Annotated in this window: 17 protein-coding genes; 8 read left to right on the top strand and 9 right to left on the bottom strand. The window is 47.9% G+C overall.

What is annotated here, in order from left to right:
* Positions 1-174: 174 nt before the first annotated feature.
* Positions 175-2,637: a CBM35 domain-containing protein gene (locus VIM87_RS12985; protein WP_331997409.1), complete on the bottom strand. Its 2,463-nt coding sequence runs from the start codon at positions 2,635-2,637 to the stop codon at positions 175-177.
* A gap of 152 nt (positions 2,638-2,789) precedes the next feature.
* On the opposite strand from VIM87_RS12985, the gene VIM87_RS12980 reads away from it, so the two are divergent.
* Together VIM87_RS12980 and VIM87_RS12975 are read left to right on the top strand one after the other, a co-directional pair.
* A complete protein-coding gene (locus VIM87_RS12980) occupies positions 2,790-3,365 on the top strand; it encodes a cupin domain-containing protein (RefSeq protein ID WP_331997408.1) in 576 nt (191 codons plus the stop codon).
* A 462-nt stretch (positions 3,366-3,827) separates the two neighbouring features.
* Positions 3,828-5,252 carry an MATE family efflux transporter gene (locus VIM87_RS12975; RefSeq protein ID WP_331997407.1) on the top strand — a complete coding sequence of 475 codons (1,425 nt, stop codon included), beginning with the start codon at positions 3,828-3,830 and terminating at the stop codon, positions 5,250-5,252.
* 138 nt (positions 5,253-5,390) lie between these two features.
* Here the strand turns inward: VIM87_RS12975 and VIM87_RS12970 are convergent, their stop codons facing one another.
* Both VIM87_RS12970 and VIM87_RS12965 read right to left on the bottom strand, forming a co-directional pair.
* Complete coding sequence (locus tag VIM87_RS12970) at positions 5,391-5,930, bottom strand: DUF4199 domain-containing protein (RefSeq protein WP_331997406.1); 540 nt, start codon at positions 5,928-5,930, stop codon at positions 5,391-5,393.
* A gap of 131 nt (positions 5,931-6,061) precedes the next feature.
* The gene (locus VIM87_RS12965) at positions 6,062-6,535 is read right to left on the bottom strand and encodes a response regulator transcription factor (protein ID WP_331997405.1); all 474 of its coding nucleotides are present in this window, start codon (positions 6,533-6,535) and stop codon (positions 6,062-6,064) included.
* Between the two features lie 104 nt (positions 6,536-6,639).
* Between VIM87_RS12965 and VIM87_RS12960 the strand changes: the two genes are divergently transcribed.
* On the top strand, positions 6,640-7,014 hold the full coding sequence (locus tag VIM87_RS12960) for a hypothetical protein (RefSeq protein WP_331997404.1): 375 nt from the start codon (positions 6,640-6,642) through the stop codon (positions 7,012-7,014).
* A gap of 122 nt (positions 7,015-7,136) precedes the next feature.
* Positions 7,137-8,054 carry a ThuA domain-containing protein gene (locus VIM87_RS12955; protein WP_331997403.1) on the top strand — a complete coding sequence of 306 codons (918 nt, stop codon included), beginning with the start codon at positions 7,137-7,139 and terminating at the stop codon, positions 8,052-8,054.
* A 61-nt stretch (positions 8,055-8,115) separates the two neighbouring features.
* On the opposite strand, the gene VIM87_RS12950 is transcribed toward VIM87_RS12955, so the two are convergent.
* The 3 genes from VIM87_RS12950 to VIM87_RS12940 all read right to left on the bottom strand — a co-directional run bounded on the left by VIM87_RS12950 (position 8,116) and on the right by VIM87_RS12940 (position 10,440).
* The gene (locus VIM87_RS12950) at positions 8,116-8,721 is read right to left on the bottom strand and encodes a hypothetical protein (protein WP_331997402.1); all 606 of its coding nucleotides are present in this window, start codon (positions 8,719-8,721) and stop codon (positions 8,116-8,118) included.
* A gap of 160 nt (positions 8,722-8,881) precedes the next feature.
* A complete protein-coding gene (locus tag VIM87_RS12945; RefSeq protein WP_331997401.1) occupies positions 8,882-9,613 on the bottom strand; it encodes a hypothetical protein in 732 nt (243 codons plus the stop codon).
* Positions 9,614-9,636: 23 nt separating this feature from the next.
* Positions 9,637-10,440, bottom strand: a complete 804-nt coding sequence (locus tag VIM87_RS12940; protein WP_331997400.1) for a hypothetical protein — start codon at positions 10,438-10,440, stop codon at positions 9,637-9,639.
* Positions 10,441-10,626: 186 nt separating this feature from the next.
* Here VIM87_RS12940 and VIM87_RS12935 point away from each other — a divergent pair, with 186 nt between their 5' ends.
* Genes VIM87_RS12935 through VIM87_RS12925 form a run of 3 tightly spaced genes read left to right on the top strand, consistent with a single transcriptional unit; the run spans position 10,627 to position 12,863 of the window.
* Positions 10,627-11,646 carry a sensor histidine kinase gene (locus VIM87_RS12935; protein ID WP_331997399.1) on the top strand — a complete coding sequence of 340 codons (1,020 nt, stop codon included), beginning with the start codon at positions 10,627-10,629 and terminating at the stop codon, positions 11,644-11,646.
* Positions 11,643-12,359 (top strand): LytTR family DNA-binding domain-containing protein, encoded by a 717-nt coding sequence (locus tag VIM87_RS12930; RefSeq protein ID WP_331997398.1) that lies wholly within the window; start codon positions 11,643-11,645, stop codon positions 12,357-12,359. The genes VIM87_RS12935 and VIM87_RS12930 overlap by 4 nt, the downstream gene beginning before the upstream one ends.
* A 30-nt stretch (positions 12,360-12,389) precedes the next feature.
* A complete protein-coding gene (locus VIM87_RS12925) occupies positions 12,390-12,863 on the top strand; it encodes a hypothetical protein (protein WP_331997397.1) in 474 nt (157 codons plus the stop codon).
* A gap of 29 nt (positions 12,864-12,892) precedes the next feature.
* On the opposite strand, the gene VIM87_RS12920 is transcribed toward VIM87_RS12925, so the two are convergent.
* Both VIM87_RS12920 and VIM87_RS12915 read right to left on the bottom strand, forming a co-directional pair.
* Positions 12,893-13,102: a helix-turn-helix transcriptional regulator gene (locus VIM87_RS12920; protein WP_331997396.1), complete on the bottom strand. Its 210-nt coding sequence runs from the start codon at positions 13,100-13,102 to the stop codon at positions 12,893-12,895.
* On the bottom strand, positions 13,102-13,716 hold the full coding sequence (locus VIM87_RS12915; RefSeq protein ID WP_331997395.1) for a DUF2975 domain-containing protein: 615 nt from the start codon (positions 13,714-13,716) through the stop codon (positions 13,102-13,104). Before VIM87_RS12915 ends, VIM87_RS12920 begins: the two co-directional genes overlap by 1 nt.
* 155 nt (positions 13,717-13,871) lie before the next feature.
* Here VIM87_RS12915 and VIM87_RS12910 point away from each other — a divergent pair, with 155 nt between their 5' ends.
* Positions 13,872-14,471, top strand: a complete 600-nt coding sequence (locus VIM87_RS12910; protein ID WP_331997394.1) for a hypothetical protein — start codon at positions 13,872-13,874, stop codon at positions 14,469-14,471.
* Positions 14,472-14,553: 82 nt separating this feature from the next.
* Here VIM87_RS12910 and VIM87_RS12905 read toward each other — a convergent pair whose 3' ends face one another.
* Positions 14,554-14,886 carry a helix-turn-helix transcriptional regulator gene (locus tag VIM87_RS12905; RefSeq protein ID WP_331997393.1) on the bottom strand — a complete coding sequence of 111 codons (333 nt, stop codon included), beginning with the start codon at positions 14,884-14,886 and terminating at the stop codon, positions 14,554-14,556.
* Between the last annotated feature and the right edge of the window lie 92 nt (positions 14,887-14,978).

The following is a 14,978-nucleotide window of genomic DNA, read 5'->3' as shown; positions in this document are numbered from 1 at the left end:
GACCCCAGCCATGGCATCCTTATGGATGCGGTATTAAGCATGCCCGGCGTGCTGCCGGAATCTGTAAAAGAGCAGCAGCAGGATCCCGGCCACATCATCTGCGGCGAAAAACACTTAAGCGTACAGATAGCCGAAGGGGTGCTGCAGTGTAAAATGGTATAAATCCGCTCTCCCCTACCGCACTACCACCGCCGGCGCAGTACCAGCCCAACTCCCCGTATCAATCCTGTAAATAACCGCATCTGCCGCCGGCACCGTTACCGTCAGATTGCCGCTAATGGAGCTGAGCGTACCGCTGAAAAGTTCTTTCGCAGCAGCATAAGTACCGCCGCCATTAAGACCAATACGCCCCATATTCACCGTGTACGTTTTGGCGCTGGCGCCGTAATTAATAATGGCCAGGTACTGGTAACCACCGATGGTGGCCGTAAACAGCTCGTTAGGCTGGTTGCCGGTATTGCCTTCAACCGGGCGAAAAGCTTTGCCGTTGCCATTTTTAGCAATATCCAGCAGGTCGGCATTTTGCAGCAGGGACTGGGCCGTGCTGGTCCAGGCGCCGGTGGCGGAATAATCGTCGCCGGTAATGAGCGTGCCGGTTACCAGCCCGGAGGTAAGCCGGGCGCGGTTTTCGCCAATAGGTTCCGTGGCAAATACAATATGGTCAGCGTCAATATACTTGTATAAATTCTTCTGCCACCAGCCATAGGTGGTGCTGTTAAGGGTATAGCCCGTTTCGCTGATGTCTTTATAGGCATCGCAGGCAATACGGCGCATGTGCACATAGCGGCCGGTAGCCAGGTTAGGGCTGATTGCAGCATAGGTGAGCATAGTACCTGCCAGCTGGTCCACTACATACTCCATGCCTTTGCGGAAAGCCTCCATACCGGTATGCACGCTGTTATCGTAATAGCTGTCGGCCTCCAGGGTAGCATGGCCCAGGAAATCCAGCTTGATCATCTGGAAACCGCAGGCTTTAAACTTGCCTACCAGGTAAGCAATACGGCCGCGGGTGGCCGGGTGCGTAGGGTCCATGGCGCGGGCGCCGTCCAGGTCAACAGGTGCGCCATTCACTTTTGTCCAGCAGTCCTGGTATTGATAAGAGGTGCCTTCTACCGTGCCGGTAGCATTTTTGCCCCAGTCCACAAAAGGCGCCCAGTAAATGCCGGGCTTAAATCCTTTGCTTTTGCAATAATTGGCAAAGCTGGTCAGCTGGCTGAAATCGCCCGTCCACCCGCCGGATGCCAGGTTATCCCAATAAGAATCCAGGTCTATGTACAGGGTATTATCGCTGTTACGGAACCCGGTGCAGCTATTGGCAAAAAAATCCACTACTGCATTGGCTTTAGCCAAAGTAAGGCTGGATTGTATAGCGCCCCAGCTGTTCCACCCAAAAGGGGTACCGCCGGTGAAGCTGCTGATGTAACGCGGCTCTGCCAGCAGGTTAGCGCTGCCATAGGTTTCAAAAGCCGTGCGCCAGTCACTTTCATAATCTACCAGTATCTTAGGAGATTTACAGGTAGCGCCGCCCACATTCACCCAGCCATGCCCGCGCCCATCGTGCGTAAGGGTACCATCGGTATAACCACCGTAAGCAGAAAGCGTGGACAATGTATTATTTCCATTAGCCGTTACCGTTACCCCGGTTTTCCAGTGCATATGTTCTACAGATCCTATTACTAAACCATTGCGGCTGGTATTATCATACAGGGCAGCCACCTCCGAGCCGGTGAAGTTAGCAGCGCTGAAGCTTTGCGCATCATACCGGATCCAGGCATCATTATCAAAGGGCACTTTTAATGCCCGCATATCCCCGGAGCCCGGCACCCAGGCGGTGTTAGTGGTTAAAGGCGACATACGGTAACAGTTAGCGCCCGTCCCATTCAGCAGCACTTCAGTAAAAAAGTAATTCTTACCTGCATAGGTATAAAACACCTGCTGCATGGGTATTAAGCCGCCGCCGCTGAGCGTAATGGTATGTTTGGTGCCGCTGCCAAAAGCATCGCTTACCGGCGTAGCAGCATATACACGGCTGGTATAGCCGGTATGGCTATAGTAAATATTGTTGGAGTTACAGCTGGCATAAGCATCGGTAATTACCAGGTTATTGTTAAAATATACATTGTACTTACCGGTGCCCAGGTTGTAATAAATATAGTTGCCTGCTCCAAAAGTAATGGTGGTGGCTGGCTGCAGGGTTATCTTATCAATATTGGGGCCCCAGCCTCCGCTGCCGTTATCCAGCCGGATGGTGTTGCTGCCTGCATTTAAGGCTACATTAATGCTGGTGCTGCCAACGGTTGTCCACCCGCCGGAGGGCGGGCAGTTAATCCCGGTATAGTTACCGTTGTTGGGCGTAACATAAATTACCCGCGGGTCTGCCGTGCAGTAATAAATAGTAAGGTTGTACATGCCGGCGCTGCTAACATTCACCGGCACTACTACCGTGCCATTGGTTGGGCCGCCTAAGTTGCCCACCATGGTGCTGCCGGAACAGCCGCTGCAGCCTTGTGTATTGGCGCCGCCGGTAAGGGTACCGCTTTCCGCTTCAACGGTTTGCGCAGCTGCAGAAAAAGTAAAGAATAAGCTGAGGATAATACTGGAAAATGTGACGTGGGTACATTGGTGAAGGTTTTTCATACGTGGGCGCTTTTAATGGAATTAAGGGAATTAAAAATAGCGGGTCCGGGTAAATGTAAAAATAGCATATCCTGTTTTTATGATGGATTATCCGTTGATTTTAAGAAAAAGAAAGATTAATTTTATTACTGTAATCCCCAAAACATAGCCCCATGCAACGCAGTTCCTTTGTAAAATTATTACTAACGGCTGGTGCTGCCATTATCACTCCTGTTACATCAGCAGCGAAGCACCTTTCCGGTAAACGTACCGGCAAAGGCTTTATGGTGGCTGCAGGCAAAGACCGCAACAACCACAGTATTACCCTGATGGAGGGCGATACCTTTTTTACCAAGATCGGCACGGCCGATACCAACGGAGACATGTATCTCTTTGAATCCACCCGGGTAAAGGAAGGCGGCCCGCCGCTGCATGTACATCCGGAGCAGGATGAATGGTGGTATGTGCTGGAAGGCGAATTTCTGATCAGAATTGGTGAGGAAACTTACACCGCCAAAGCAGGCGACAGCGTATTTGGTCCCCGTGGCGTGCCGCATACATTTGCGAAAGCAGGCGAAGGGGTGGCCAGGCTCATAATCCTGTTCCAGCCTGCCGGTAAAATGGAACATTTCTTTAAAACCGTTAGCGAAGGAGTAATGACTAAAATGACACTCGCTGAGCAGGATGCCTACCGCGAAGCACATGGCTTTAAACGGTTAGGCCCGGCCATTGGACATCAGAAACAGTGAACCAAATTGCCCAAACCGCTGTTATATTAGTAGCAGCAACCGCTGCACCATAGTAGATATCTAACCTATAAAACTTGCACAAGGGGTTGGCCAGGAGTACATGAAAGCGGGGGATCGCATATACACGGTTCCGCATTCATTCCCGTTCGTAAAGACGGAACGCTTTTGGCCGGCCCCTTTCTTTTTATCTAGCACCATTGATTTATGTCGTAAAATCCCCTGTAGATTGTCGTATTTATACCATTAATAATCCGTTGGAGGATGTATATTTGCAATACAATGCAAAGAAAAATCTTCATTATGAAAATTGCCAGAACCACCAGCTACGCTGCAAGGTAATGCACCACTTCTCCTGTTAGCACAACACAAGCCGGTGTTTACCTCAAGCCTGGGGCTGTTTATGCCCGCGGGGTAACTATCTTTTCCCTGATCCGTTTAATTATTGTTTTTAAAAATTTCTGTATGTCGCAACAAACCGTGTCTACCAATAGGGTATCCTATATTTTTTCATTTATAAAACAGGCCATCAAGGGCGAGGAAATGGACTACACCACCGGTAGCCTGCGTAAAGCCGTGTTCCTGCTGGCCATTCCCATGATCCTGGAAATGTGCATGGAATCTGTATTTGCCGTGGTTGACCTCTACTTTGTAGGGCATCTGCCGGATAGCAGCCATGCCATTCAAACCGTGGGCCTTACTGAATCTGTAATTACCATTGTATACTCGCTGGCTATTGGCATTAGTATGGCAGCTACTGCGCTGGTAGCGCGCCGCGTGGGTGAAAAGAACCCCGATGCAGCTGCCTATGCCGGTGTGCAGGCGTTATGGCTGGCCATTTTTGTAACCGCTGCCGTAAGCATAACGGGGATGATCTTTGCCGCCGATATTTTGCGCCTCATGGGTGCAGAACCTACTACCGTGGAAAAGGGTGCATCCTATACCCGCCTTATGATGGGTGGCAGCCTGGTGATCATGCTGCTGTTCCTGATCAACGGTATCTTCCGCGGAGCCGGTAACGCCGCCATGGCTATGAAAAGCCTGTGGCTGGCCAACATCTGCAACATTATCCTGTGCCCTATTTTCATTAACGGGCTTGGACCGATTCCGGCCTTTGGCCTTACCGGTGCTGCAATGGCCACCACCATTGGCCGTGGTATTGGCGTGGTATACCAGCTGTATCATTTATTCAACGGCAAAAGCCAGGTGAAAATTAAAAATCATCACCTGAAGATCGATTGGACAGTGATTAAATCGGTGATCAAAATTGCGTCTCCGGGCACGTTCCAGTTTATTATCGGCTCCTGCAGCTGGATCTTCCTGGCCAGGCTGGTGGCTGAAACCGGGGGCGATCATGGTTCTGCCGGTTACCAGACAGCCATCCGTTTGCTGATCTTTTTTATTATGCCCGCCTGGGGGCTTAGTAATGCCGCCGCCACGCTTATCGGGCAAAACCTGGGTGCAGGCCAGCCCGACCGGGCAGAGGAATCGGTACTGAAAACCGCCAAATACAATTTTATATTCATGGCCGTTGTAACCGTACTGTTCCTCACCAGCGCCAAGTTCTTTATTTCTATGTTCACGCAGGATCCGCAGATCCAGGACATTGCAGCCAATGCGCTGCGCATTATGAGCCTGGGATATGTTTTCTATGGTGTGGGCATGGTAATGATCAATGCCTTTAACGGCGCCGGCGATACCTGGACACCTACCTGGATCAACTTCATTGGTTTCTGGCTGTTCCAGATCCCGCTGGCCTATACCCTGGCCAAAGCCCTGAACATGGGGCCCCTGGGCGTATTCATTGCTATTCCCGTGGCGGAAGCCGCCATTTCTATTACTTCGTTTATCTTATTCAGGCGTGGTAAATGGAAGCAGGTGAAGATTTAATTAATAATTAAGAATGAATAATTAATAGAAATGCAGCGTACCGGGATGGTACGCTGCATTTCTTTTATTACGATCTGATAGCTGGATCATACAACACGCAGTCCCAACAACACAACACAATCTATTAATTATTAATTCTTAATTATTAATTGCTGCTGGTGCGCTCCCTCTCTTTTTTAGTATTAATGCGCTAATAAGTGCTACTAGCAGCCCGATGGGTAAGATCTCGAAATAGGTGAAAAGCACTACAAAAAGCGGATTCTTATACATTTCCTGCATGCTCGCCATCTGGCGGGCCTGCTTTTGAATTTCCTGTAAGCTGGCGCCACTGTTCTGTTTTACTTTGATCATATGGGCGGCGTATTTATCCATAAAGTCAGGGACAAATACGTAATACTCCACCAGCCATACCAGCACATAAATGGTAGAGGCGATGAGCGTAATATACAGGCCTATCCTGAAAGCCTTTCCAAATGATATTACACCGCCGTTATATTTATCCCTGAAATTTTTGATGGCTACAAAGATCGTAGAGAAAGCCAGGATCATGGAGGCATACCCCAGCACCATGTTACCTTCAAAATCGGGATCACCATAACATCTGGCCACGGAATAGATCATCATGGCGGTTACAATCAGGCCGGATATCAGGCCAAAGATCCATACATTCTTTTTCATGCGGTAAGATTTAGGTTTATACGCCGGTGGCGATACGTTAGGTTGATGAGGGCAAATTTGGAGGTTTACCGGCAAAAAGGCTTCATACTTTAGGATGATTTTTACCCTTTTCCTGCTAAAGAAGGCTCACCTTAAGGTATGATCCGCAGGCGTTTAGCTTTTTCCACCGCCTGGGTACGGCGCTTTACATCCATTTTCTCGAACAGCCTGGACGAATGGGTTTTGATGGTGTTTAAAGACACAAATAAACGGCCGGCAATTTCCTGGTTGCTTAATCCCGCTGCCATTAGCTGCAGCACTTCCAGCTCCCGGCTACTGAGGCCCAGCTGCTGCAGCTCCTGCTCATTCAGGGTAAATTCTCCGCCATGCTGAACATATACCTCCTTTTCCACGATCACCGTTCTTACTTTGGGTTTGGTGAGCTTCAGCGCCAGCCAGATGCCCAATGCAGTGAAGATCACGGCAATGGCGCCAATATACATCTCAAAAGCGTGGTTAATAATGATCAAACGCAGCTCCAGCCATTTCAGTAAAAATAACAGCAAGGCCAGGCAAACGCCATACAGGATAATATGTTTGTGTTTTGACAGGAAGGAGGCTGCCATCAGTATACAGTTGAGGTTTTGTGTTAAGGCAAAAATAACATTTTAAATAAGTTTCGTTATCTTATGTGATCATTTCAAATTCCTCAAAACCCAAATCAAATGCCATGAAAAAAGCCCTAGTATTGTCCACCCTGTTTTGCCTCGTATTTTGCCTGTGCCATGTTAACGTAAGCCATTCTGCCAGCAAGCCCCCTGCTAAAACAGCAGACAAAAGATGTGATTATTATGATAGCAGAGGTGATAAGTATTACTGCGTGGAAACCAGCGCCGCCTGTAATATTGCACATGCCTATGTGAGTGAGGCCGGCAGCACGGCCACCCCTACCCTGGTGGTGCTTTCGCTGTTCAGCACCTCCGGCAGCTGTAAAACGTATGAAGGCAGCCTTACCTTGCCATCCGGTAACATTATCGTGATCGATGTAATTACCTGCGACTGCGGCAACACCCTTACCACGCACGTACGTTTTGTAAGAGACTAAGCCAACGGTATTCCCCCATTGCAAAACCCGCTCTGTAGCGGGTTTTGTTTTTATAACCGGTTAACACAAATAAAACGGGCAAATGCCGGCCTTTTGCTAATTTAAGCGCCAAACATCTTAACATGCTACGCAAAGCGGCACTGTTGTTATTTATACTTTCCTGCGTACATACAGCCACCCATGCTCAAAAGCAGATCCGGGTGCTGATCGTAGACGGCTTCAGTAATCACGACTGGCAGCAAACCACGCAGCTCACCAAAGCTATCCTGGAAGAAAGTAATTTGTTCAATGTATCCGTTTCCACCACGCCGCCCACCGCCCATGATCCGCGCTGGGCGCAGTGGCAGCCCAACTTTAAAGATTACGATGTGGTGATCCAGAACACCAATAACATTAACGATACCGCCATGCGCTGGCCCCGCGCTGTTGAAATAGCGCTGGAACAATATGTAAAGGCCGGCGGCGGTTTATACATTTTGCACTCCGGCAACAATGCATTCCCGCACTGGAAGGAGTATGATAAAATGATAGGCCTGGGCTGGCGTCCTAAAACAACCGGCTTTGCCCTCATCATTGACGGGGATGGTCATATACAGCGCCTGCCACCCGGCCAGGGAGATGCCACCAACCATGGCGACCGCTTTGATGCCGTGATCCGCATCCTGCAGCGCCATCCTGTTAACAAGGGCTTTCCGGATGAATGGAAAACCGCTTCCATGGAGCTGTACCGCTACCCGCGCGGCCCGGCAGAGAATATTACCGTGCTCTCCGCCGCATACGATAGTATCAGCAACAAAACATGGCCGGTGGAATGGGTAGTAAAGTATGGAAAAGGCCGGGTATATAATTCCAGCATGGGGCATTTATGGAAGGGCGATGTGTACCCGCTCAGCTACCGCTGTATTGGTTTTGAAACTACCATGATCCGGGTGGCGGAATGGCTGGGCAGCGGTAAGGTTACTTACCCCGTACCGGCCAACTTTCCCACTAAAAACACCCTGAGCCTACGGGCTGTTACAGATGTGCCCAAAGGGCGTTAAAAGAGGAAGGGCGGCTGAAAACCAGCACGCCCTTGTTTATTAGAATACGCAATCGAGAGAGTTATTTTCTTTTCTTCAGCTTTACTTCCTGTACAGAATTAAACACCGTGATCACGGTAAAGCCTGACTGTAATTTAGTAGTGGTAGCGCTAAATACAGAACGCATAACCAGGGTATCACCCTTCCAGGCTATTCTTACACCGTATTCCTGGGAAGCACCGCTCATGTTGGGATCATCCGGTACCGTAATAAAGCCCTTATCGAAATGGATGGAATCAGTGCCTATCAGCCTATAGGTTACATTACTTCCTGCAGGCGGTATGGTGGCTTTGAAAGGCAGCTCGTAGGTATCTTCCAGCAGGCCTTCATCATAATACTCGGATTTTACAGTAGTATCAATGGAATAACCCATACCGGTAGAAACGAACTTGCCGGCATCTACCACTACAGAGCCAACATTTTCCTTGGTTTTGTAAGCATTGTAGGTAATGGTTTTTTCATTGGATTCAGGTACAGTAACCGTGCTGATGCCGGCAACGCTCATCCCTGCAAAATCATAAGTTCCCTGGATCTCGGAAGCATTTCCTTCCGGTTTGGCATCATCTTTCCCGCAGGATGCCATAACGGCGGCTACTGCGGCAGCTAACAACAATTTGTGACTTTTCATTTTTTCTTTTTAGTTCGTATAGGAATAGGCCCGCAAGTTACCACCATCAACTGTAAAATACATAACATTTTAATGCCATATATTTATCTTAAATGAAAAAGGGAGCCTTGCAGCTCCCCTTCCGGCGGAAGGATGGTACATTACAGTATATGGGTTACCGTTATTGACGGCGCAGCCACTGTTCCATATCAATAAGTTGTATCCCGTTCTGCATGCGCAGGGCAGCCCGCACGCCATGGCAGTTCTCTATCCCTATCAATACCAGTATACGTTTGCCCGGATGTGCTTTGGCCGCCTGCAGCGTTACATTTACAATGTTCTGTGTCCAGCGGCGGTCGCCATCCATATCAACAGGTCCTATAAGCTGGTCTTCCAGCACACGTTTGCCCGCCAGCGCTTTATCCGTACGCTGCCCGTTCACATCTGCCGGTGTTTGCCATACTATCTTCAGCACATTAAACAGGCTGCCGGTATACTGCTGCAGTAAGCGGGATTCGTCGGCCCGGGTGCTGTCAAACCCTTTCCGGGCTTTGATCACGGCCTGCACTATTTCAGTAAAAACAGGCTCCGGCGGCTCTGCAGCATAAGCCGGGCGTTGCATTTCATTTACCAGCGGAAATATTACTCCCGGGTACTCTATCTTTGACGGATATACTTTTTGCTCCTTTAATTCCTTCGGGTTCACATCCAGCACAAATACCTCCGGCCCAATAGCGCTAATGATCTTTTTCAGCGTATCCAGGTTATACACCGGCGTGCTGTTATGGCGGCTGTATAAGGTAGCCAGTACAAATACCTCGTTCTTGTTATTCACGGGCGTTTCTTCCGGCAGTACATGTATAAAGAGCAAACCACTTAGTATAAGCACCACTGGCAGAAAAGTATATTTCATACAGGTGATCATTTTACAACGGTTTAAAAATGTGTCAGTACATCCGGCATAAAGGCAGGTAGCTTTACTTTACAGCGGTACATGCCGCCATACACATCTTCCTCTTTCAAAAATTCATGTTCCTTTTTACTGATCCAGAATGTCTGCGTATAGTCAACACCTTTATTGTTACCGCTGGTCACCAGCTTCCAGCAATCCACGCTTTTGTTATCCAGCGTGGTAAGCGCTTCGCTGCCCGTTACTTTATAGATCACGAATTTTGGAAGGTCCAAACCCGCATCATAAAAGTTAATGGCAAATGTTTTACCCGCAGCTAACGGCAGCATTTCAAAAGTTTCCACATCCAGGTTCCAGTTAAAGTTGGGCCGGTCAAACTGCAGGGTAAATCCTTTCTTTGAATTATCAGCAACCGTATCGGCAGCGTTAATACCGGCAGCGTCCCAGTTATAGGCTGCCAGGCCGCTTTTGGCAGTTTCCTGGTGGTACACGGGTGTAAAATCTTTTGCGCTGTTCACAGAAAAGTAAGCCCGGTAACTGCTGGTATCACCGCCATACCAATGCTGGCGGATGGTGAATACCGGCTGCCCGTTGCGGGTAGCTGTTTTAATATCGCGCAGCCAGTACCAGCACCATAACATTTTAGGCGATTGCGGGCGCTGGTAATATACCAGGTACTGGCGCAGCCCGGGTTTCAGCAAACGGGTGTTCAGGATCCGGCTGCCCGGCGTCACCGTATCAGTAGCCTGCGCCTTCAGCACCCGGGGCACCAGCACACCGGCCATAATGGTGATCAATATTAATATGCCGATAACAATGTTATTTTTCATAGCGGTTGTATTGGAATACGAAAACAAATGTCTGCCGCCCCCGCTGCTTATAAAAATCGATTCAATTATTCACGCACATACTTTAGCCGTACCCCCATAGTGTTCAATAACGGCAACGGTTGAATTTTACAGGCCAACGGTTGAAAACAGGTAGCAGGCAGCCTTAAAATCTTTGTACCTTTAATTATGAAGATATTTTCCGGCCAGGCGAGTCCCGTGCAGCTGCAATGGCTGCTCTGGGGTTTTGTATTCCTGATCAATTTTATTTCCATGCTGCCGATGGATGGCCTGGTGCAGGCAGCCGCCTATACCATCCTTAATACTACGTTTTATGCCATTATTATTTATGGCAACATCCATTTCCTGTTACCGGTATTTTATAAAAGAGAACGGTTAATGCCCTATGTGCTGGCATCCATTTTTTTTCTTGCACTGGTAGGCATTACCCGCAGCTACCTTTCCCAATATGTATACAATCTATATTTTGCAAAAGAGTATACCCCTCTTACTACTAAAAGCATTGTTTATGTAAGCGCCGCCTGCGTGGTGATCTATGTGCTGAGCTTTGTGTTCCGTTTTGCGCTGGACTATTTTAAGCTGAAACGGCAGGCAGAGGAGATCATTGCAGAAAAAAGCCTGGCAGAGCTGAACCTCCTGAAATCACAGGTGCAGCCGCATTTCCTGTTCAATACCCTCAACAATATCTATTACGAGGCCTATAAGGAGGCGCCCCGCACCGCCATGCTCATTGAACGCCTGTCAGAGATCATGCGGTACTTTGTGGATGAAAGCCCCCGGGAGGAAGTAACCCTGGGCACGGAGATCCAGTTCCTTGAAAATTATATTGCCCTGGAAAGGATCCGCATCCGGCACGAGATATCCATTACCTTTATCCAGAACTGCCGCAAAGAAGCCGGCATTCCACCCATGTTATTAATGACCTTTGTAGAGAATATTTTCAAACACGGCATCGATAAATCCAACCCGGAAAACGCCGTTACCATTTCACTGGTGCAGGAGAACGGGTACCTGCTTTTCCAAACCCAGAACCTGCTGCACGATAAACAGGCGGCAACCGGGCAAAGCGGTTTTGGCATCCGCAACCTGCACAAAAGGCTGTCGTTATTATTTGGCAGCAACTATGAGCTTAGCGCCCAGCCGGCAGGCAAATACTTTAACGCATCCCTGAAAATTCCCTTACAATGAACCTGCGCTGTATTATTATAGATGATGAGCCAAACGCCGTGAACCTGCTGGAAATGTTCATTCGCCAAACCACCGAATGGCAGCTGCTGGCCAAGTGTTACGATGCGCTGGAAGCGCTGGCTTTTCTGAAAGAACAAACCGTAGATTTTATTTTCCTGGATATTAACATGCCACAGCTTACCGGCATGGAGCTGGCCGGCCTGCTGCCCAGAACCACCCATATAGTGTTCACCACCGCTTATTCGGAATATGCGGCAGACAGCTACGGTTATACCACGCTGGATTACCTGTTGAAACCCATTACGTTAAAACGTTTTTACGCAGCCGTACAAAAAATAGAAACCCATTTTCATTCAAAAGACCGCGGGGTAACCGCTCCCCCATCCGCACCGGCAACGGAAGAATATTTTTTCATTAAATCCGGCAAAACATTTCATAAGCTGCTGCTGCGCAACATCCTTTATTTTGAAGGCGAAAAAGAATATGTACGGCTGGTTACCAGCGGCGAGCAATTACTGGTATACCGCCGCCTGAAAGACATTGAGGAACAGCTTTCCCACCCCTTTATACGTGTACACCACTCCTATATTGTGAACATTGCGCAGCTGGACAAGATCCAGGACAATCATATTTTCATTGGCGACAAACAAATACCTGTAAGCGAAAAATTCCGGGAGCCTTTTATGGCTGCTATCCGCCAACGGATCTTTTAATTATATTTGTTGGCAATTATTTCATGCCCTATGAAAACATCCCTTGCCGCTTTGTTCTGCGCACTCGTTTTTGCGGGTTGTTCCTCCGCTCCCGATAACACCGGCGCCACTACCACCAGTAATTCAGACAGCGCCACTTTTGTGCAGGCAGATACCGGTTACCGGGCCTTTTCACCGGCCGGTAAAGAGAACCGCTCTGTTGAAATAGACAGCGCCATGCGCGAAAGATTAAGCTGGGCCGATGTGCTGGTTACACAATACATTTCCCTGACAGATAATACCGCCGTACAAAACGCCGCTAAAGACAGCTCCATTGCCTGGCTATGGGACCAGCTGCTGGATACCGACAGCGCAAAATACATGGTATGCCACCTGGGCCATGATTATGAAGATGATTATGGGAAACGGTTTATTACCGACGGCTGGTTGTACATTGATACGCTTACGCACCAGGTATATGAGTATGATGTGCCCGACGACAGCTTAATTGTGTGGAACCACTAACGCTAACACCCCTACGGTGGCAAGGCCCTTTATTCTGCGTCTGTAATATCCAGTATGTCACCGGGTTTACACTTCAGGATGCGGCATAAGGCCTCCAGTGTATCAAAACGGATCCCCTTTACCTTGCCGGTTTTCAGCAAAGACAGGTTCGTGAGTGAAATGTCCACTTTCTGCGCCAGCTCTGTTAAAGAGATCTTGCTCTTTGCCATCTGCACATCCAGGTTTATGATGATCGCCATTATACAAAAGATTCGTTATCCACTTTTAACTGGTAGCCTTTCCTGAAAACTTCTGACAGCACCAGGATAACAAGCCCGGTAATAACCGGCCAGAAACCCAGCACTATTTTTATCTGGTAGATGCCGCCTGCCTGCTGCAGCTGGGTTTTGAACATTACATTCTTCACAAAAGCATCTATAAAATTTATAACCGCCATCGCAATTACAAACAGGCCAATATAACGCAGCCGCTTTACATTTTCCAGGTTAAAAGGCACCTCTGCTTTCAGGGATCTGAAAATACGGCGGGTATTGTAAAGTACACTGCCGAACAGGAACATCGACAGGGAAAAGAAGAAAACAACATTCGCGCTTAACAGCGGGGTAAGCTGCACATTGAACTTCATTAGCCCCTCTACATTCCGCAGGGACGATACCTGCGCCTTCACTGTATCCATACCTGTAACCGGCAGCTGCTTAGCGGCGTTTATCGTAACAGGTACGTCCCATTCCAGCTTATGGGTGGTGAACATTTTAATGCAGATGCCAATAACAATAATAACCAGGAATATCCAGAACAGGTACCAGACAATGTTGGTAAGGATATACAACCCGCGAATAATGATCCGGTTCATAAGGATGAAATTTAGTTTCGATCCAAATGTACGCAAAACATTTAATTTTTTACGTAAAACATAAAATGTTTTAAATAAGGTGTAAATAAACTATTTCAACAATAGCGATGGATCATTTCTTTATTTAAGGTATTCTGCTATTTTTGTTCCTGCCTATGAAGTATATATTATTTATCCTGCCTCTTTGCCTGCTGGCATGTCATGCGCCTGTTAATACGGATAATAAACAAACCGTGGATACTACTGCTCCTGCGCCCCCTCCCGTTACACAGCAAACAGACGCACAGTTTATACAGGCAATGCCGGATACCGCTATTACCTATGGCGATTTTAATGGCGATCAGATAATGGATACCGCCTATGGGGTATTATTCAAAGACAACAGTGACGAAGAAGACGGCCAGAATGAATACATTGTACGTTTTTCTTCAGATAGTATAACGCCGTTATACGCCAGCTATGGCGGAATGAGGCTGATCAATGAAGGAGATCTGAATAAAGACGGCCGTGATGATCTTTCCCTTTTCCAGGAACCACACCATGGCTGCACTTATCATATGAGCACCTGGACTTATACAAACAATAAATGGAAAGAAATTGCAGCACCATGGCTGGTATTAACTGCATGCGAGCCTGTCAGTGATGAAGATCTGCAAAAAAAGATTGTAGTGGAAAATGATACGGTATATTATTATGAGGCAGATGTGAGTGATGATACTTTTCGTATCCAGAAAAAAGTAATGGCATTATATTAATCTCCACTCCATAGCTCCGCCATGCGGCTAACATAAACGAACGCCACATAACAACTAAAAAGGCCTGCAGAGTAAGATCAAATCACCCGGGGCTGCCCTGCATTACCTTAATAATGCCTAACAGGTCATCCACCACCTTTTGTTTTGCCTGCAGCTCCTCCTGCAACAGCACAATAACATCCTGGCAAAATGGTAAAGCATTGTCTTTTTGTTCCGGTTCCCTTTCGTAGTTGAATAACAGGGGCAGCGGCGTATCCAAAATAGCCGCAATTTTCTGCAGGCGGTCAATGGTTAATTGAACCTGCCCGTTCTCAATTTTACAATAAGCATTCTGGGAAATGCCCAGCTCCAGGGCTACATACTCCTGGGTAAAACTTCGCTCCATACGGAGCTTTCTGATAGTGTCCGAGATCATGGGGTGCAACAATTTTTGAGGTTAACAGTTAAAAACAAACAAACTGGATCGTACAATAAAATTAGGAATAAATTAAACACGCACGCTATTGG

The sequence above is a fragment of the Chitinophaga sp. genome (genome assembly GCF_036569125.1).
Taxonomy (GTDB): Bacteria; Bacteroidota; Bacteroidia; order Chitinophagales; family Chitinophagaceae; genus Chitinophaga.
This window is presented reverse-complemented; position numbering and strand designations above follow the sequence as displayed.